The organism is Pseudomonas poae (assembly GCF_001439785.1).
GTDB classification, from domain to species: domain Bacteria; phylum Pseudomonadota; class Gammaproteobacteria; order Pseudomonadales; family Pseudomonadaceae; genus Aquipseudomonas; species Aquipseudomonas poae.
The window spans coordinates 189,878-207,542 of record NZ_JYLI01000012.1; the positions used below are offsets into that span (position 1 = coordinate 189,878).

At 60.3% G+C, this 17,665-nt stretch carries 17 protein-coding genes; 9 read left to right on the forward strand and 8 right to left on the reverse strand.

Going from position 1 to position 17,665, the window contains the following annotated elements:
* The first annotated feature begins 74 nt into the window (after positions 1 to 74).
* The gene (locus TU75_RS16210; protein ID WP_060549494.1) at positions 75 to 938 is read left to right on the forward strand and encodes an MBL fold metallo-hydrolase; all 864 of its coding nucleotides are present in this window, start codon (positions 75 to 77) and stop codon (positions 936 to 938) included.
* Between the two features lie 104 nt (positions 939 to 1,042).
* Positions 1,043 to 1,909 carry a tyrosinase family protein gene (locus tag TU75_RS16215; protein WP_060549495.1) on the forward strand — a complete coding sequence of 289 codons (867 nt, stop codon included), beginning with the start codon at positions 1,043 to 1,045 and terminating at the stop codon, positions 1,907 to 1,909.
* Between the two features lie 3 nt (positions 1,910 to 1,912).
* Here TU75_RS16215 and bkdR read toward each other — a convergent pair whose 3' ends face one another.
* On the reverse strand, positions 1,913 to 2,401 hold the full coding sequence (gene bkdR / locus TU75_RS16220) for a Bkd operon transcriptional regulator BkdR (RefSeq protein ID WP_060549496.1): 489 nt from the start codon (positions 2,399 to 2,401) through the stop codon (positions 1,913 to 1,915).
* 195 nt (positions 2,402 to 2,596) lie between these two features.
* Here bkdR and TU75_RS16225 point away from each other — a divergent pair, with 195 nt between their 5' ends.
* The 5 genes from TU75_RS16225 (at position 2,597) to TU75_RS16245 (ending at position 8,694) form a co-directional block, all read left to right on the forward strand.
* On the forward strand, positions 2,597 to 3,832 hold the full coding sequence (locus tag TU75_RS16225) for a 3-methyl-2-oxobutanoate dehydrogenase (2-methylpropanoyl-transferring) subunit alpha (RefSeq protein ID WP_003234209.1): 1,236 nt from the start codon (positions 2,597 to 2,599) through the stop codon (positions 3,830 to 3,832).
* A gap of 1 nt (position 3,833) precedes the next feature.
* Complete coding sequence (locus TU75_RS16230; RefSeq protein ID WP_003234210.1) at positions 3,834 to 4,892, forward strand: alpha-ketoacid dehydrogenase subunit beta; 1,059 nt, start codon at positions 3,834 to 3,836, stop codon at positions 4,890 to 4,892.
* Positions 4,893 to 6,143, forward strand: a complete 1,251-nt coding sequence (locus TU75_RS16235) for a dihydrolipoamide acetyltransferase family protein (RefSeq protein WP_060549497.1) — start codon at positions 4,893 to 4,895, stop codon at positions 6,141 to 6,143.
* A 4-nt stretch (positions 6,144 to 6,147) separates the two neighbouring features.
* A complete protein-coding gene (gene lpdA, locus TU75_RS16240) occupies positions 6,148 to 7,527 on the forward strand; it encodes a dihydrolipoyl dehydrogenase (protein WP_060549498.1) in 1,380 nt (459 codons plus the stop codon).
* 147 nt (positions 7,528 to 7,674) lie between these two features.
* Positions 7,675 to 8,694, forward strand: coding sequence for a branched-chain amino acid aminotransferase (locus TU75_RS16245; protein ID WP_003234216.1), 1,020 nt, complete (start codon positions 7,675 to 7,677; stop codon positions 8,692 to 8,694).
* Between the two features lie 64 nt (positions 8,695 to 8,758).
* On the opposite strand, the gene TU75_RS26710 is transcribed toward TU75_RS16245, so the two are convergent.
* From TU75_RS26710 to TU75_RS28110, 7 genes are all read right to left on the reverse strand, one after another.
* The gene (locus TU75_RS26710; protein WP_082630434.1) at positions 8,759 to 9,652 is read right to left on the reverse strand and encodes a GNAT family acetyltransferase; all 894 of its coding nucleotides are present in this window, start codon (positions 9,650 to 9,652) and stop codon (positions 8,759 to 8,761) included.
* Positions 9,653 to 9,929: 277 nt separating this feature from the next.
* Positions 9,930 to 10,763, reverse strand: coding sequence for a TIGR03915 family putative DNA repair protein (locus TU75_RS16260; protein WP_003234220.1), 834 nt, complete (start codon positions 10,761 to 10,763; stop codon positions 9,930 to 9,932).
* Positions 10,760 to 11,980, reverse strand: a complete 1,221-nt coding sequence (locus TU75_RS16265; protein ID WP_003234222.1) for a putative DNA modification/repair radical SAM protein — start codon at positions 11,978 to 11,980, stop codon at positions 10,760 to 10,762. Before TU75_RS16265 ends, TU75_RS16260 begins: the two co-directional genes overlap by 4 nt.
* Before the next feature lie 100 nt (positions 11,981 to 12,080).
* On the reverse strand, positions 12,081 to 13,418 hold the full coding sequence (locus TU75_RS16270; RefSeq protein WP_003234224.1) for a lysine N(6)-hydroxylase/L-ornithine N(5)-oxygenase family protein: 1,338 nt from the start codon (positions 13,416 to 13,418) through the stop codon (positions 12,081 to 12,083).
* A gap of 120 nt (positions 13,419 to 13,538) precedes the next feature.
* Complete coding sequence (locus TU75_RS16275) at positions 13,539 to 14,018, reverse strand: sigma-70 family RNA polymerase sigma factor (protein WP_003234226.1); 480 nt, start codon at positions 14,016 to 14,018, stop codon at positions 13,539 to 13,541.
* Between the two features lie 140 nt (positions 14,019 to 14,158).
* A complete protein-coding gene (locus TU75_RS16280) occupies positions 14,159 to 14,833 on the reverse strand; it encodes an ISL3 family transposase (protein ID WP_256097796.1) in 675 nt (224 codons plus the stop codon).
* A gap of 60 nt (positions 14,834 to 14,893) precedes the next feature.
* The gene (locus TU75_RS28110; RefSeq protein ID WP_012723149.1) at positions 14,894 to 15,934 is read right to left on the reverse strand and encodes a hypothetical protein; all 1,041 of its coding nucleotides are present in this window, start codon (positions 15,932 to 15,934) and stop codon (positions 14,894 to 14,896) included.
* Positions 15,935 to 16,046: 112 nt separating this feature from the next.
* Here TU75_RS28110 and TU75_RS16290 point away from each other — a divergent pair, with 112 nt between their 5' ends.
* On the forward strand, positions 16,047 to 16,310 hold the full coding sequence (locus tag TU75_RS16290; RefSeq protein WP_012723150.1) for a hypothetical protein: 264 nt from the start codon (positions 16,047 to 16,049) through the stop codon (positions 16,308 to 16,310).
* Positions 16,311 to 16,549: 239 nt separating this feature from the next.
* Complete coding sequence (istA, locus tag TU75_RS16295; RefSeq protein WP_231982007.1) at positions 16,550 to 17,551, forward strand: IS21 family transposase; 1,002 nt, start codon at positions 16,550 to 16,552, stop codon at positions 17,549 to 17,551.
* The last annotated feature ends 114 nt before the right edge of the window (positions 17,552 to 17,665 follow it).

Sequence of the window (17,665 nt, forward strand, 5' to 3'; positions counted from 1 at the left end):
TTCCCTTAAGCTCGCAAGCCTATGTGGAAAACATCTCGAATGTAAGCCGCAATCCACCACCAAGGACCGCCGCCATGCCCGCGTTGATACAAGCCTTTCTGGACGAGGCGTCGTCGACCTACACCTACGTCCTGTATGAAGCGGACGACGGCCCCTGTGCCATCGTCGACTCGGTGCTCAACTACGACCCGGCCTCCGGGCACACCGAGACCCGCCAGGCCGACAAGGTCATTGCTTTCGTGCGTGAACATCGCCTGCAGGTGCAATGGCTGCTGGAAACCCATGCCCATGCCGATCACCTCTCCGCCGCGCCGTACCTGCGGCGGATCCTGGGCGGCAAGATCGCAATCGGCCAGTCGATCAGCAAGGTGCAGGGGGTGTTCAAGAACCTGTTCAACCTAGAGCCGGAGTTTCGCGCCGATGGCTCACAGTTCGACCATCTGTTTGCGCCGGACGAAGTCTTTTATATCGGCGCCCTGAAAGCCCAGGCGCTGCATGTGCCGGGGCACACACCGGCCGACATGGCCTACCTGATCGACGACCGCCTGATCTTGGTGGGCGACACCCTGTTCATGCCCGACGTCGGCACCGCCCGCTGCGATTTCCCCGGCGGCGATGCGCGGCAATTGTATGCCTCGATGCGCAAGCTGCTGGCGTTCCCGCCGCACACCCAGCTGTATGTATGCCACGACTATCCGCCAGAGGGCCGCGAAGCCAAGTGCCTGACCAGCGTGGCTGAGCAGCGCGCGGGCAATATCCATGTGCATGACGGCGTGGATGAAGCGACGTTTGTAGCGATGCGCACCACCCGTGATGCCGGGTTGGGGATGCCGATACTGTTGTTGCCGGCGATCCAGGTGAATGTGAGAGCGGGGAATATGCCGCCGGCGGAAGAAAATGGCGTGAGGTACTTGAAAATCCCCATCAATCAACTCTAGGGGTGCCAGGTCAAATGGATCATCGATCTACATAGATACATCCATAGGGGCACCGCGCGCCCGCACACTCCATCGGACAATCATCCTGTGGAGCACTCACAAACATGGACATCCGGCGTAATCACCGTGATATGACTCGGGCCCAGAAATCCGCCTTTATCGAGGCCGTACTGGTTCTAAAGAACGACGTGGACAGCGTCCTGAGACCAGGGCGACAGAAGCGCTACGACGACTTCGTACAGATTCATAAAAACTCCATGGGCCGCGGAAATCCGCTGATACCAAACCCCCACGGCAGCGCGCTGTTCTACCCCTGGCATCGCGTTCTGATCCGCCAATTTGAGTTGGCGCTGCAAGCTGCCACCGGCGACCGCAGCATCACCCTGCCCTATTGGAATTGGCAGCTCGGCGCAACGGACAACCCGTTCACTGACGACTTCATGGGCGGCGATGGCGACCCGTTGCAAAACCAGCGCGTCACCCTCGGGCCGTTTGCCAGCTCGCGGGGGCGGTTCGACATACGCGTATGGGATGAGAATGAGGGCGACACCGGCCTCAGACGCAATTTTGCCGCCAACCCGGAAGGTGTGCTGCCCACTCCCGCTGGCGTTATGGCCGCATTGAACCGGACCCCGTATTGGTCAGTACCGCAAGGTTGGGAAAACTTCTCGGAAGCTACCCTGCACAACCCCGTGCATGCCTGGATCGGAGGCAATATGGGCCAGGCGTCCTCCTCCAACGATCCCGTATTTTTCCTGCACCATTGCTACCTGGACCTTTTATGGGAACGATGGAGGCAGCAGAATCCAACGACACCGTTATTCTCCACGGCGCAGAACGCCCCGTCAGGTGTGCCTGGATCAACCTTGACTTTTCACCCAGACAACGAGCCAGCACCCTGGCCGCAGCGTTGGACGGTCGAACAGACCTTCATTCCTGAAGGTATGGATTACGCCTATGAATATCTATGACGATCAGCCGCCCAGGCTGATGCCATTGGCCGGCAGCGGCAGCGCCGTCTTGTAGCGCACCTGCTTCAAGGCAAAACTGGAGCGGATATTGGCCACCCCCGGCACCTTGGTCAGAAAATCCATCATGAACCGCTCCAGCGCCTGAATCGTTGGCACCAGCACGCGGATCAGGTAATCCGGGTCGCCGGCCATCAGGTAGCATTCCATGACTTCCGGCCGGTCCGAAATCGCGCCTTCGAACTGCTGCAACGCCAGCTCGTTCTGTTTCTCCAGGCTCACATGAATGAACACATTCACATGCAGCCCCAGCAGGTCGGCATCCAGCAGCGTCACCTGCTCGCGAATCAACCCCTGCTCTTCCATGGCCTTCACGCGATTGAAGCACGGCGTGGGTGACAGGTTGACCGAGCGGGCGAGGTCGGCGTTGGTGATGCGGGCGTTCTCCTGCAGCGCGTTGAGAATGCCGATATCTGTACGGTCCAGTTTGCGCATGAGACAAAATCACCTGTTTATTATGTTTATGCAGTTTTTTTATCCGCAAATGATCGGCAGCGCAACGAAACACAGATAAATATTCTTCTACGCCCCGCCTATGATTGTTGTAGGACAGGATTTCCTCTACCCGAGGACTGACCGTCAGCTAGCGCGCCCACTACAAGAAATTCACAAGATCGAGCGTAGAAAGCCATGAACCAGCCGTATGCACCGCTGCGCCTGCACGTTCCCGAACCCTCGGGACGACCAGGCTGCAAGACCGACTTCACCTACCTGCGCCTGACCGACGCCGGCACGGTGCGCAAACCCGCCATCGACGTAGAACCCGCCGACACCGCCGACCTGGCCAAGGGCCTTATCCGCGTACTCGACGACCAGGGCCAGGCCCTCGGGCCGTGGGCCGAAGAGGTCCCTGTCGAGGTCAAGCGCCTAGGCATGCGCGCCATGCTAAAGACGCGCATCTTCGATAACCGCATGGTGGTCGCTCAGCGTCAGAAAAAAATGTCGTTCTACATGCAGAGCCTTGGCGAAGAAGCCATCGGCAGCGCCCAGGCCCTGGCCTTGAACATCGACGACATGTGCTTCCCCACCTACCGCCAGCAAAGCATCCTGATGGCCCGCGACGTACCCTTGGTGGACCTGATCTGCCAATTGCTGTCCAACGAGCGCGATCCGCTCAAGGGCCGCCAGTTGCCGATCATGTATTCGGTGAAAGACGCAGGTTTCTTCACCATTTCCGGCAACCTTGCCACCCAGTTCGTACAGGGTGTGGGCTGGGGCATGGCTTCGGCGATCAAGGGCGATACCAAGATCGCCTCGGCCTGGATCGGCGACGGCGCCACCGCCGAATCGGACTTCCATACCGCCCTCACCTTCGCTCACGTGTACCGCGCGCCGGTGATCCTCAATGTGGTCAATAACCAGTGGGCCATCTCCACCTTCCAGGCCATCGCCGGTGGTGAAGCCACCACCTTCGCCGGACGCGGTGTGGGTTGCGGCATTGCATCGCTGCGCGTGGACGGCAACGACTTTATCGCGGTGTATGCCGCCTCCGCCTGGGCGGCCGAGCGTGCGCGCCGTAACCTGGGACCGACCCTGATCGAATGGGTCACCTACCGCGCCGGCCCGCACTCCACCTCCGATGACCCGTCCAAATATCGCCCCGCCGACGACTGGAGCCACTTTCCCCTCGGCGACCCGATCGCCCGCCTCAAGCAGCACCTGATCAGGATCGGCCAGTGGTCTGAAGAGGAGCACGCGGCGGTCAGCGCCGAACTTGAAGCCGAGGTGATCGCCGCGCAAAAACAGGCCGAACAGTACGGCACCCTCGCCGGCGGCCAGATTCCAAGCGCCGCGACCATGTTCGAAGACGTCTACAAAGAGATGCCGGAGCACTTGAAGCGCCAGCGTCAGGAGCTGGGGATCTGACATGAACGATCACAACAACAGCATCGAACTGGACACCGCCATGACCACCACCACCATGACCATGATCCAGGCGCTACGCTCGGCGATGGACGTGATGCTTGAGCGCGACGACAACGTGGTGGTGTTCGGCCAGGACGTTGGCTATTTCGGCGGCGTGTTCCGCTGCACCGAGGGCTTGCAGACCAAGTACGGCAGCTCGCGGGTGTTCGACGCGCCGATCTCCGAAAGCGGCATCGTCGGCGTGGCCGTGGGCATGGGCGCGTACGGCCTGCGTCCGGTCGCCGAAATCCAGTTCGCCGACTACGTCTACCCCGCCACCGACCAGATCATCTCCGAAGCCGCGCGTCTGCGTTACCGCTCAGCCGGCCAGTTCACTGCGCCGCTGACCATGCGCATGCCCTGCGGCGGCGGCATCTATGGTGGCCAGACCCACAGCCAGAGTATCGAAGCGGTGTTCACGCAGGTGTGCGGGCTGCGCACGGTGATGCCGTCCAACCCGTATGACGCCAAGGGCCTGTTGATCGCATCCATCGAAAACGATGACCCGGTGATCTTCCTTGAGCCCAAGCGCCTGTACAACGGCCCGTTCGATGGCCATCACGACCGCCCGGTGACCCCGTGGTCGAAGCATCCGCAAGCCCAGGTGCCGGACGGCTACTACACCGTGCCCCTGGACGTGGCCGCCATCGTGCGTCCGGGGTCGGCCGTGACCGTGCTGACTTATGGCACCACGGTGTATGTGTCGCAGGTCGCCGCCGACGAAACCGGCATCGACGCTGAAGTCATCGACCTGCGCAGCCTGTGGCCGCTGGACCTGGAGACCATCGTCAAATCGGTGAAAAAGACCGGTCGTTGTGTGGTGGTGCATGAAGCCACGCGCACCTGCGGCTTTGGCGCCGAGCTGGTGGCGCTGGTGCAGGAGCACTGCTTCCACCACCTGGAAGCGCCGATCGAACGCGTGACCGGTTGGGACACGCCCTACCCGCACGCGCAGGAGTGGGCGTATTTCCCAGGGCCGTCCCGCGTGGGCGCGGCGTTGAAACGGGTCATGGAGGTCTGAATGGGCACGCACGTTATCAAGATGCCGGACATTGGCGAAGGCATCGCGGAAGTTGAGTTGTCGGTGTGGCATGTGAAGGTTGGCGACATGGTCGTCGAAGACCAGGTGCTGGCGGACGTGATGACCGACAAGGCGATGGTGGACATTCCCTCGCCGGTACATGGCAAGGTGATCGCCCTCGGCGGCGAGCCGGGTGAAGTGATGGCCGTGGGCAGTGTGCTGATCAGCATTGAAGTGGAAGGCGCGGGCAATGCCAAGGAGGCGCCGGCGGTGGTTGCAAGCGAGCCCGTGAAGGCCGCGCCGGTGGAGGCCGCCAAACCAGCACGGCCGGTGGCTGCAGCGAAACCCGCTGCCGCCCCGGTGGCCCGTGAAGGCGACGAGCGCCCGCTGGCCTCTCCCGCCGTGCGCAAGCATGCGCTGGATGCCGGCATTCAATTGCGTCTGGTGCAGGGGTCCGGCCCGGCCGGGCGAATCCTGCATGAAGACCTCGACGCCTATCTGCAACAGGGTTCAGCGACGGCTTCCATGGCGTCGAACCCTTACGCGGAGCGCCGCGATGAAGAACAGATCCCGGTAATCGGCATGCGCCGCAAGATCGCTCAGCGCATGCAGGACGCCACCCGGCGCGCCGCGCATTTCAGCTATGTGGAAGAGATCGACGTGACGGCGCTGGACGAGCTGCGCGTGCACCTTAACGAGAAGCACGGCACCACACGCGGCAAGCTGACGCTGCTGCCGTTTATCGTGCGGGCCATGGTCGTTGCGCTGCGAGCGTTTCCGCAGATCAATGCGCGGTACGACGACGAAGCTCAGGTCATTACACGTCTGGGCGCAGTGCATGTGGGCGTTGCCACCCAGAGCGATGTCGGCCTGATGGTGCCGGTGGTGCGTCACGCCGAGGCACGCAGCCTGTGGGGCAATGCCGAGGAAATCGCGCGATTGGCCGCCGCGGCGCGCAACGGCAAGGCCAGCCGCGAGGAGCTGTCCGGCTCGACCATCACCCTGACCAGCCTCGGCGCGTTGGGGGGCATCGTCAGCACGCCGGTGTTGAACCTGCCGGAAGTGGCCATCGTCGGCGTCAACCGCATCGTTGAACGTCCGATGGTGATCAAGGGCCAGATCGTGGTGCGCAAGATGATGAACCTCTCCAGCTCCTTCGATCACCGCGTGGTCGATGGCATGGACGCGGCGCAATTCATCCAGGCCATTCGCGGCCTGCTCGAACAACCCGCCAGCCTGTTTCTGGAGTAAGGGCATGACCCAGACATTACACACCACGCTGCTGATTATCGGCGGCGGCCCCGGCGGCTATGTGGCGGCCATTCGCGCCGGCCAGCTGGGCATCCCGACCCTCCTGGTGGAAGGCCAGGCCCTGGGCGGCACCTGCCTGAACATTGGTTGCATTCCGTCCAAGGCACTGATCCATGTGGCCGAGCAGTTTCAGCACACCGAGCATCACAGCCAGGGGGCGGCGCTGGGCATCGAAGTGGCCGCGCCAACCCTGAACATTCAGAAAAGCGTGGAATGGAAAGACGCCATCGTCGACCGTCTGACCACTGGCGTCGCCGCGCTGCTGAAGAAGCACAAGGTGCAGGTGATCCACGGCTGGGCCAGGGTGGTGGACGGCAAGACCGTCGAGGTCGGCGACCAGCGCATTCAGTGCGAGCACCTGCTGCTGGCCACCGGTTCGAAAAGCGTCAACCTGCCGATGCTGCCGATGGGTGGGCCGATCATCTCGTCCACCGAAGCGCTGTCTCCAACGCAAGTGCCAAAGCGCCTGATTGTGGTGGGTGGCGGTTATATCGGCCTGGAGCTGGGCATCGCGTACCGCAAGCTCGGCGCCGACGTCAGCGTGGTCGAAGCGCAGGATCGCATCCTGCCGGCCTATGATGCCGAATTGACTCAACCGGTAAACGAATCCCTCAAGCAGTTGGGGGTGAAGCTGTACCTCAAGCACAGCGTGATCGGTTTTGCCGACGATAAATTGCAGGTGCGTGATCCCAATGGCGATACCTTGTCCCTGGAAACCGATCAGGTGCTGGTGGCCGTGGGTCGCACACCCAACACCCGGGGCTGGAACCTCGAAGCGCTGAACCTGGACATGAACGGCGCGGCGATCAAAATCGACAGCCGCTGCCAGACCAGCATGCGCAATGTGTACGCCATCGGCGATCTGAGCGGCGAGCCGATGCTGGCGCACCGCGCCATGGCCCAAGGCGAAATGGTCGCCGAACTGATCAGCGGCAAGGCCCGCGAATTCAACCCCGCTGCGATCCCGGCGGTGTGCTTCACCGACCCGGAGCTGGTGGTGGTCGGCAAGACCCCGGAGCAGGCCATGGCGGCAGGCCTGGATTGCATCGTGGCGAGCTTCCCGTTCGCGGCCAACGGGCGGGCAATGACGCTGGCGTCCAAAAGCGGCTTCGTGCGGGTGGTGGCGCGGCGTGACAATCACCTGATTGTCGGCTGGCAGGCCGTGGGGGTCGGGGTGTCGGAGCTGTCCACCGCGTTTGGCCTGAGCCTGGAGATGGGCGCGCGCCTGGAAGATGTGGCGGGCACCATCCACGCGCATCCTACCCTCGGCGAAGCGGTGCAGGAAGCGGCGTTAAGGGCGTTGGGGCACGCGTTGCACCTGTAAAACCGGGGTGGGGCTTGCCTGTGATGGCGGTGAATCAGTCGATACAGAGTCTGAAGCTGTCCACCCTGTGGCTCCCACACCGGCCAAGAATGCAGTATTGTTGCCACCATCCAGAAAAAACCGACTTGACCAGAAATAGAGGGTGTCATGGGTAACGAAAGCATCAATTGGGACAAGCTGGGTTTTGACTACATCAAGACCGACAAACGTTTTCTCCAGGTCTGGAAAAACGGCGAATGGCAGGAAGGCACCCTGACCGATGACAACGTGCTGCACATCAGTGAAGGCTCCACGGCCTTGCACTATGGCCAACAGTGCTTTGAAGGGCTGAAGGCCTATCGCTGCAAGGACGGTTCGATCAACCTGTTCCGCCCGGATCAGAACGCCGCGCGCATGCAGCGCAGCTGCGCCCGTCTGCTGATGCCGCATGTGTCCACCGAAGACTTCATCGACGCCTGCAAACAAGTGGTCAAGGCCAACGAGCGGTTCATCCCGCCGTACGGCAGCGGCGGCGCGCTGTACCTGCGCCCGTTCGTGATCGGCACCGGTGAAAACATCGGCGTGCGCACGGCGCCCGAGTTCATCTTCTCGGTATTCGCCATCCCGGTTGGCGCCTATTTCAAGGGCGGCCTGGTGCCCCACAACTTCCAGATCTCCACTTTTGACCGCGCCGCGCCACAAGGCACCGGTGCGGCCAAGGTCGGAGGCAACTACGCGGCCAGCCTGATGCCGGGCTCCGAAGCCAGGAAGTCCGGTTTCGCCGATGCGATCTACCTGGACCCGATGACCCACTCGAAAATCGAGGAAGTCGGTTCGGCCAACTTCTTCGGGATCACCCACGACCACCAGTTCATCACGCCGAAGTCGCCTTCGGTGCTGCCGGGCATTACCCGCCTGTCGCTGATCGAACTGGCCCAGACCCGCCTGGGTCTTACCGTGGTCGAGGGCGACGTGTTCATCGACAAGCTGGACCAGTTCAAGGAAGCCGGCGCCTGCGGCACCGCTGCCGTGATTTCGCCGATTGGCGGCATCCAGTACAACGGCAAGATGCATGTGTTCCACAGCGAAACCGAAGTGGGCCCGATCACCCAGCAGCTCTACAAAGAGCTGACCGGCGTGCAGACCGGCGACGTTGAAGCGCCGGCGGGCTGGATCGTCAAGGTCTAGGCCAGCAACACCGTAAACACTGTGGGAGGGGGCTCGCGCCCTCCCACATTTGCTTGCAGCGCTCTCAGGCTGACGGCGGGATATTCTCGCTAATCTTCTTGCCCATGCTGGTCCTCGGCTCCACGCCATACCCCAGCGCCTCATAGAACCCCACCACGGCCTCGTTGCCGCCGGTGATCTGCAGGTTGATCTTCATGCAACCCAGCGCGGTCAGTGCCTGTTCCGCATGGCGTACCAGTGAAGAGCCCAGGCCGTGCCGACGATAGTCCACGTGTACCGCCACCGAATACAACCAGCCGCGATGACCGTCATACCCGGCGAGAATCGTGCCGATCACGGTTTTTTTATCCGTCGCCACGAAAAACAAACCGTCGTTGACCGCCAGCTTTTTATCGATGGCCAGGGTCGGCAGGTTATGCGCGGTGTCGTAGCCAAAGGCTTCCCGCCACAACGCCGCCACCTGTGCACGATGCTGACGGTCGCGATACGGCCCGATGGGGTGGCGCGACGACAGCGCCTTTTCCATCACCAGCGTGCGTTCGTTGCCGTGGTAAACAGTGCGTACCGTATGAAACCCCAGCCGGGTATAGAACGGCTCGGCCGTCAGCGAGGACGGCACGCTCAATACCGTTACGCCGGCCTCCCGGGCGCGCAGTTCAATCTCGATCATCAGCAAACGGCCAATGCCCTGCCCTTGCAGCGCCGGGTTGACGAACACCGAGCGCACCACATTGCCATCGAGGGCCGCCGTGGCGACGATTGTCTGACCCTGGGCGGCCACCAGCACAACGCGGCGAGTGAGCAGCGCAAGCACCGCCTCGGGGCTGAAGTTGCTTGCCACGCGAGCAATCACATCGGCCGGGTAATCCCGCGCATTGCTGCTGTGCAAGGCCGCCAGGATGACCTGGCTGATGCCCTCGGCATCGGCGGTTTGGGCGAGGCGAACAGCGGTAGACATGATTCCTCCTGGCTAACGGCGATTGAGCAAACGCCACAATACCAATGTGGGAGCGGGCTTGCCCTAATGCCGTTCAGTTAAGTGCAGATTCCCTGTGGCGAGCAGGCTTGTCCTGCGTTGGGCTGCACAGCAGCCCCAAAACCACGCGCTGAGCCGTATCAGGTACACCGCATTTTGCTGATTGGGGGCGCTTCGCTCCCCAACGCGGGGCAAGCCCGCTCGCCACAACAAGCGCGCTCGCCACAGACGTTCCGGCTTGCTGCGCCTCCCACAGGTTTTAACCCTGCCCGCTTGAGATGCGCTTACCAGGCTTGGCGCCGATCAACCTGGCCTGACCATCCTTCTGCTTGCCCGTGCGCGCTTCGCTGATCAATCCCGGGATCAACTTGCCCTCCGGCAGGTTCTTCCAGAACCGGCTGGGAAAGTGCCCTTCCATGACCTTGGGGTTGAGCCGCGCCGGGTTGAAGATATGGCTGTAATAGGTCAACCACATTGCGCTGTGGGGGTCTTCGACATTCTGCGCCAGTTGTTGCCACGCTTCGGGGCACCGGCGCTGATGAATCAACTGCTCGCCGTCGTAATACACCCCATCCAGCGGCGTGGCGATCATCCAGCGATGACGCCCCATGCGCCCGATAAAGTGCTGGCTGGCCGAGTGCAAGATGTCATGGGCCGGTTCGTGCCAGGCCACGTATTCCGGCAACTGCGGGCCGGCCTCGGGCGGCAGCGCGATAAAGCGTACGAACGCGTGCAAATGGTGCGCCTCGCGGCTCACCTGCTTGATGCGCCGCTGCAACTCGCTGCCCAGCTTGTCGCCGGCGAGCATCGCGGTGCGATCGCCATGGCTGACCCGCCACAACACCTCGTACAGCAGGCTCCAGCGTTGGTCGCCGTGATAACACGCGGCAGACGCCAGCAGGTCGATCAGCGCCTTGGGAATCCGCGCCTGGAATGGCCCCGGCGTGTCGGGAATGGCCTGGTCGGTGGCGAACAGGTCGGCAACTTCCGTCGCACCCCAGCTCACCTGGCTCGGGTCAACCTGATGGCTGAGCAGCCAGCGCGCCTGCTCGCGCCAGGTGCTGAACAGGTTGTCGCATTCCAGGCTGATCATCCCCACAAGCCCATTTGCTGCGGCGCGGGGCGGTCACGCAATTGCTCGCGCAGCAGCACGCTGGTGCTGTCGGCCTGTTGCGGGTGGTAGTCGCTGGTGATGAAGAACGGCTTGGCCTTGGCCAGCACGCAGCGCATGCGCGCCAGGTCTTCAAAGCGGATCTTGCGTTCGCGGCGCAGGTCGACCAGCCGCTGAGTGGTGCGCAGGCCAATGCCCGGGATGCGCGCGATCAGGGTTGGCTCGGCGCGGTTGAGGTCCAGGGGGAAGACCTCGCGATGCTCAAGGGCCCAAGCCAGTTTGGGGTCGATATCCAACGCCAGGTCGCCGGGGCCTGCAAGCAGTTCGCCGGCGCTGAAGCCGTAGCTGCGCAACAGGAAATCCGCCTGGTACAGACGGTGCTCGCGCATCAGCGGCGGTGCGGCCAGGGGCACGCTTTTCGGACTGTTGGGAATGGGGCTGAACGCCGAGTAATACACGCGGCGCAGCTTGAAATTACCGTAGAGCGCTTCGGCTCCGTGGAGAATGGTACTGTCATCGGTGTCATCGGCGCCGACGATCATCTGTGTACTCTGCCCGGCCGGTGCAAAACGTGGTGCGCGCGGTTCGTTGCGCACGGTTTGCTCGCCGGTGTAGATGGTCTGCATGGCCTGCTTGATGGACACGATCTGCTTCTCCGGCGCCAACGTCAGCAGGCTGGCCTCGGTAGGCAGCTCGATGTTCACGCTGAGGCGATCGGCATAACGCCCGGCCTCGGCGATCAGTGCCGGGTCGGCATCGGGGATGGTTTTGAGGTGGATGTAGCCGCGAAAGTCGTGTTCTTCGCGCAACAGCTTGGCCACCCGTACCAGTTGCTCCATGGTGTAGTCCGACGAGCGGATGATGCCGGAACTGAGAAACAGCCCGCTGACGCAATTGCGCCGGTAGAAATCCAGGGTCAGGGTGACCACCTCTTCCGGGCTGAACCGCGCGCGGGGCACATCGCTGGAGCGGCGGTTGACGCAGTATTGGCAGTCGTAAAGGCAGAAGTTGGTGAGCAGTACCTTGAGCAGCGACACGCACCGGCCGTCGGGCGTATAGCTGTGGCAAATGCCCATGCCATTGGTGGAGCCCAGCCCCGTCTTGCCTTCCGAACTGCGCTTGGGCGCGCCGCTGCTGGCGCAGGAGGCGTCGTACTTGGCGGCGTCGGCGAGGATGCTGAGTTTTTCGATCAACTGCATGGAAGACTACCGATACTGGTTTTTTGTACAGTATCAGCGGCCCGGCGGTGTCACAAGTACCGTCTGTAGGAGCGAGGATGCTCGCTCCTGCAAAGGGAGATCAACTGGCGGTGGCCAGCAGCAGGTCCTGCACCGAGCGGCCTTGACCACGATGACGATCATTTTCATACAAGGAGGCGGCAATCTCATCGGCCCGGATCGGCAGCACTGACAGCAAGGTGTCGCTCAAGCCATGGCTGGCCTGGCTGAACCCCTGGATGTAGATGCCCGCCTTGCAGCGCTCGTCGGTGACGATGCGGTAGTCGCGCGCCACTTCGAAATCGCCCATGTAGGCGTGCAGCGGCGCCAGCAGCTCGCGGTGCATCTGGCGCTCGTAGCCGGTGGCGAGAATCACTGCGTCGTAGTGGCCGACGCTGGTTTCACCGGTGGCGTTATCGCGCAGGACCAGTTCGATGCCCAACGGGCCGGCACTGGCTTTTTCGACCACGGTCATGGTGCGAAATGCCTGGCGCGCGATGCCCGAGACTTTCTGGCGATAGAAGATGCCGTAGATGCGCTCGATCAGGTCCAGGTCCACCACCGAATAGTTGGTGTTCTGGTACTCGGCCACCAGCCGCTCACGCTCGGCACCGACCTGCTGGAACACCAGGTCGGTAAAGGCCGGCGAGAACACTTCGTTGACGAACGGGCTGTCATCGGCCGGCTTGAGCGCCGACCCGCGCAGGATCATGTCCACCTGTACCGAGGGGAAGCTGTCGTTGAGGTCGATGAAGGCTTCGGCCGCGCTCTGGCCGCCGCCGATCACCGCGATGCGCATGGGCTTGCCCTCGACACAAGGCTGCTGAGCCATGCGCGTCAGGTATTGGGAATGGTGGAAAACGCGGCCATCACCCTTGAGCGCCTTGAACGCGTCGGGCACCCGGGGGGTGCCGCCGGCACTGACCACCACCGAACGGGTGGTGCGCACGTGCTGCTCGCCTTGTGTATCGCGGGAGATCACGCGCAGCGCCTCGACCTGTTGCTGATGCAGGATCGGTTCGATGGCCAGGACTTCCTCGCCGTAGTTGGCCTGGGCCTGGAACTGCCCCGCCACCCAGCGCAGGTAGTCGTTGTACTCCATGCGGCACGGATAGAAGGTGCCCAGGTTGATGAAGTCCACCAGACGGTCGTGGGCCTTGAGGTAATTGACAAAGGAATAAGGACTGGTGGGGTTGCGCAGGGTGACCAGGTCTTTGAGGAAGGAGATCTGCAGTTCGCTCTGGGTCACCAGGGTATTGCCGTGCCAGCGGTAGTCGGCCTGCTTGTCGAGAAACAGCACGTCCAGTTTGCCCTGGGCTTTTTCACGCTCCTGCAGGGCGATGGCCAGCGCCAGGTTCGAAGGGCCGAAACCGATACCGATCAGGTCGTGAACCGCGGGCGAAGCAATTGCCTGTGTCATTCCAGTGTCCTCTGGATAAGCCCCTTGGCGGATGGGGCGGGAATACCTTCAAGGCCTGAACAACAGGCCGTGTGTTGATAGGAAACGAGGACAGTGAAATAAAATTTAACTAACAGCTGATCAGTGCGCTTCCCACTCGCGCATGCGCACGCGGCAGTGCTTCATGGCGTTGACGATGTGTTTTTCCACCAGCGCGCGGGAAATGCACAGGCGCTCGGCGATCTGCAGGTGCGACAAACCGTCGAGCTTGCGCAGCAGGAAGCTGTCGCGGCACGCGCTCGGCAGCTCGGCCAGGGCGCGTTCGAGCATGTCCAGGCGCTGGGCCTGATCGTGGCTGGCATGGGGCGAGCCGCTGGCGAAACGCTCCTCGCTGTCGAGCACCTCCAATGGCTCGACCTGGCGCAGGGCGTTGCGCCGGTGGCCGTCGATCACCAGGTTCAGCGCGGTGCGATACAAAAAGGCGCGGGGCTGGTCGATGGGTGTGTCGCTGGTGCGCTCCAGCACCCGCACGTACGCGTCATGCACCACATCTTCGGCCACCTGACGGTTGCCCACCCTGGCGTTGAGGAAACACACCAGCTCGCGATAGTAGTTTTCCAACCTGACTCCCGACTGTTTCGTGGCGGCAAAATGACAACCCTGCAGGCCATCGTGATGGCAGTTTGGGTGCGTGCAATTTATAGTAATTCTCATCTACTTTTAAAGAAGTCTCGCATTGACGCGGCTTTTTTTTAGGTTCTTCACGGATTACCGGGAAAGACGTTCTTGATCTTCATGAAAAAGAATTCGCTATCCCGGTAACCGTACGCCATCCGCTTGATGACCTTTATTCGATTGTTTATTCCTTCCAACTGACCCGTATGCATCGGCCAGCGAACCCGGCTGACGATGCCCCGCCAGTAACCCTTTAGCCGTTTGGCAAACTGGATCAGAGGTGGTATCTCGCTTTCATGAGCATGACGCAGCCATTGCTGCCAGGCTGATCGCCAGCCCCAGGCGCTGCTAGGTGCCCAAAGCGTTTTGAGTTCAGCCTTCATTAGATAGACTGTCATCAATGCTTGGTTGGCCGCCAGCAGGTCCTTTAAACGCACCTGTTGCTCCGGCGTTTTCAGGTTCTGCGGGTTGCGTAGCAACAGCCATCGCGCTTGCTTGATGACCTTTCGGGCAGGCTTGTCATGACGTAGCCGATTAGCTTCATCGACGCGGACCCGATCAATCACCTCTCGGCCATATTTGGCCACCACATGAAAGAGGTCGTACACCACTCGCGCTTTCGGGCAGTGCTGACGAACCTCCAGGTCAAAAGCGGTATTCATGTCCATCGCCACCGCTTGGATTCGAGCACATCCCTCCGGCTGGGAAATTGCAACCCATTTGACCAGCCATTTGCATTCGACTTGACCAGTCGTTTGCATCGGAAGTGACCAGGCATTTGCATTGGACTTGACCACTCGCCTAGCGAGTCATTTGAAAGGCTAAAGCAGCGGTACTGGTGGCACTGTCTGTGGCGCGCCATCGATGATGCACATCCATCCCCAAGTTCTCAGTGCCGACGTCTTCTTAAACTCCTCGACCAGCTCGGCCGCAATTTCCCCTATGTCCGTCCGCAACTCGAACTGAGGGCGCATTGCGTGCAAAACGTCAATTCCCATGTCCCCGGCAAGCAGCTTGCACATCAGCTTATTACGAAGCTTCCAAGGTAGGGCTTTTCCGCGCCTTTCCGGATGCTGGTAAACCATGGTGTTCAAATGCGCCGACGCGTGGATGTAGTCAGCGCTGCTCATCCAGATATGCAGATGGGCAGGCACTCCAAGGGGTAGGACGTTGAACACGAGCCAATCGATTAGGCCAACGGCAACACCGCGCGCTTGAAGCTCCATTGCCAGCATCAGAAGTACTTTGTGCAAGGTGCCTGCTGCCTTGATAGCAACGGTTTTTCGACCTAGGAGATCTGCTTCGACCACTATCGCGATCAACGCAGCGAGGGCATCCAAGCTTGCCCTGCGTTCGAGTTTTTCGAGTAGAACTTGAGTGATTGGTTCGCGCTGAACACTGTCCCAAATCATGTTGCTGGTGCTGCGATAAAGCACCAGTTGGACATCGGTATTTAACGCACGGAAGTAGCTGTCGAAGCTGATTTTCTGTTGCCGGGAGATCAGCTTCATCAAAGTCCATATGGGATGATTCAGGTCGCGGGACGATCCAGGTGCTAGCAGTTCCACCCTACTCAAGGTCTTGGCCTTGGGGGAGATCATTTTCTGTTCGTACCTAGACCACTTGCTTCGGTAATGCCGGATCGTGCCATTCGTATTTCTTCGAAATGACTCTTTTTCGAAATACAGCTCAAGGGCATAGGCAGTTTTGAGGCCTGTCCGCTGCCTCAGTCCTTCGAACCAGTAGCCCACTGCGAGCATTTCCACTGTGTTGCTTCGGGGGCGGCTATTTTCCGGAATTTGTTCGCGCAAGCTGCCTGCGAACTCCGAATAAATGTTTGCAATTCTCTTAAAATCAGACACTTAAAAATCCCCGAACGATCTTTGTACCGTAAAAAATGTAGAAGTCTTACGGCTGGAGCGCAAGGGGGCGGTTTATTACTATCAACTGTGACCAAACCGGACATTAAGTGCGATGCGCGAGCCCCTTGAAATCCAATTTCTGTCATTCGAATTAGAGCTCGACCTCAAACAGCGATATGGCCTGATGGTGGGTGGCAGCGCGCTGTGGAGAGAGTTGGGTTACACATCGTACGACGCGTTTCGTAAAGCTAAACAGCGAGGGACAATTGAGGTGCCGCTATTTGAAGTGCCTAATCGTCGGGGGTTCTTTGCTCTGTCCAAAGAGGTCGCTTGGTGGATTGCTACGCAGCGCTGCGCACGGCAGCAGGCCGTATGAACTAAGCATATGAGGAGTATCACAATGAGATCAGGATAGGAGCTAGCCGGTGGATTTGGAGCACAAAAAAGCCCAGGGGTGGAGCCCTAGGCTTTTTTGATGGTGTTAGGTTTCAGCCCTACGCGCCGTCATTCTGTGTTCCCTCGCGTTCGGCGTCAAGTCGATCACATTCCGTTTGTCTGCAATTTTCACACGGCGCGACCTGTGAGGTGTTCACACACCTGTCGCGAGGAGAACATATGAGGCTGCCAATAAGTACGCAGCGCGAGGTGCTACGCCTTACGAGCGACCCCAAGCTGTCGAATAGGGCTATTGGCCTATTAGCCAAAGTGTCCCATAACACTGTTCGCACCATTCGGGATCAGTTGGCACAGTGTGGACAAAGCTGGGAAGAACTGAAGCACCTTGACGACAAAGCGCTGGCGGAGCGTCTGCATACCCAGCCAAAAGTCTCATCTCAAAGGAAGGCTTACCCGTCATGGCCTGCCATCCATGAACAGCTAAAACTTCCTGACATCACCTTGGAACTCCTATGGCAAGAGTTTCGTACAAGCGAGCCAGAAGGCGTGTCTTATGCTCAGTTCACACGGATTTATCGTGAATGGGTCAATAGGCAAAAGCTGAGCATGCGACAGACTCACCTCCCCGGAGACAAGTGCTTCGTGGACTTTTGTGGCAGGACAATGCCTGTGACCAACCCGGATACTGGAGCAATCAGCCAAGCTCAGGTGTTCGTGGCAACGCTAGGTGCCTCGGGATACATTTTTGCCACCGCCGTGAGAAGTCAAACGATCCCAGACTGGCTCAGATGCAACATTCTGGCCCTGGAGTTCTTCGACGGGGTTCCACGGTTCGTTGTGCCTGATAATTTGAAGTCAGCAGTGACGAAAAACACGAGAGATGTGGTGACCCTAAATCGTGCCTACGCCGAGTTTTCTGAGCACTACGGATTTCAAATTTACCCCGCCAGACCGCGTAAACCGCAAGACAAGTCGCTAGGTGAGATTGCTGTTCAACTGGTACAAAGATTCGTTCTCGCAAGGCTGAGAGCGAGCACCTTTTTTTCCTTAGAAGAGCTCAACGAGAAAATCAGCTACTGGGTTGATGAGCTAAACAGTCGAATCACTCGAACGTACCCTAAGAGCCGAACCAGCCGCTTCCTTGAGCTTGACTATCCAGCCCTCAAGCCGCTCCCAGAACATAAGTACAGCTACAGCAAGTGGGTGTATGTAGTGGTCTAATGAAACCGGACACCCATTTAGGCGAGAATGCTCGCCAGATCGAGGTGTCAGATGACCAAACAACGCCGCTCCTTTACTCCTGAATTCAAACGCGAGGCTGCCGACCTCGTGCTC

Coding starts and splice junctions, on each gene's coding strand:
- istA (WP_231982007.1), top strand. CDS start 16,550: ATGAGGCTGCCAATAAGTACGCAGCGCGAGGTGCTACGCCTTACGAGC.
- TU75_RS16260 (WP_003234220.1), bottom strand. CDS start 10,763: ATGATCAGCCTGGAATGCGACAACCTGTTCAGCACCTGGCGCGAGCAG.
- TU75_RS26710 (WP_082630434.1), bottom strand. CDS start 9,652: ATGTCTACCGCTGTTCGCCTCGCCCAAACCGCCGATGCCGAGGGCATC.
- TU75_RS16230 (WP_003234210.1), top strand. CDS start 3,834: ATGAACGATCACAACAACAGCATCGAACTGGACACCGCCATGACCACC.
- TU75_RS16225 (WP_003234209.1), top strand. CDS start 2,597: ATGAACCAGCCGTATGCACCGCTGCGCCTGCACGTTCCCGAACCCTCG.
- lpdA (WP_060549498.1), top strand. CDS start 6,148: ATGACCCAGACATTACACACCACGCTGCTGATTATCGGCGGCGGCCCC.
- TU75_RS16265 (WP_003234222.1), bottom strand. CDS start 11,980: ATGCAGTTGATCGAAAAACTCAGCATCCTCGCCGACGCCGCCAAGTAC.
- TU75_RS16210 (WP_060549494.1), top strand. CDS start 75: ATGCCCGCGTTGATACAAGCCTTTCTGGACGAGGCGTCGTCGACCTAC.
- TU75_RS16290 (WP_012723150.1), top strand. CDS start 16,047: ATGCGCGAGCCCCTTGAAATCCAATTTCTGTCATTCGAATTAGAGCTC.
- TU75_RS16235 (WP_060549497.1), top strand. CDS start 4,893: ATGGGCACGCACGTTATCAAGATGCCGGACATTGGCGAAGGCATCGCG.
- bkdR (WP_060549496.1), bottom strand. CDS start 2,401: ATGCGCAAACTGGACCGTACAGATATCGGCATTCTCAACGCGCTGCAG.
- TU75_RS16280 (WP_256097796.1), bottom strand. CDS start 14,833: ATGCAAACGACTGGTCAAGTCGAATGCAAATGGCTGGTCAAATGGGTT.
- TU75_RS16215 (WP_060549495.1), top strand. CDS start 1,043: ATGGACATCCGGCGTAATCACCGTGATATGACTCGGGCCCAGAAATCC.
- TU75_RS16270 (WP_003234224.1), bottom strand. CDS start 13,418: ATGACACAGGCAATTGCTTCGCCCGCGGTTCACGACCTGATCGGTATC.
- TU75_RS16245 (WP_003234216.1), top strand. CDS start 7,675: ATGGGTAACGAAAGCATCAATTGGGACAAGCTGGGTTTTGACTACATC.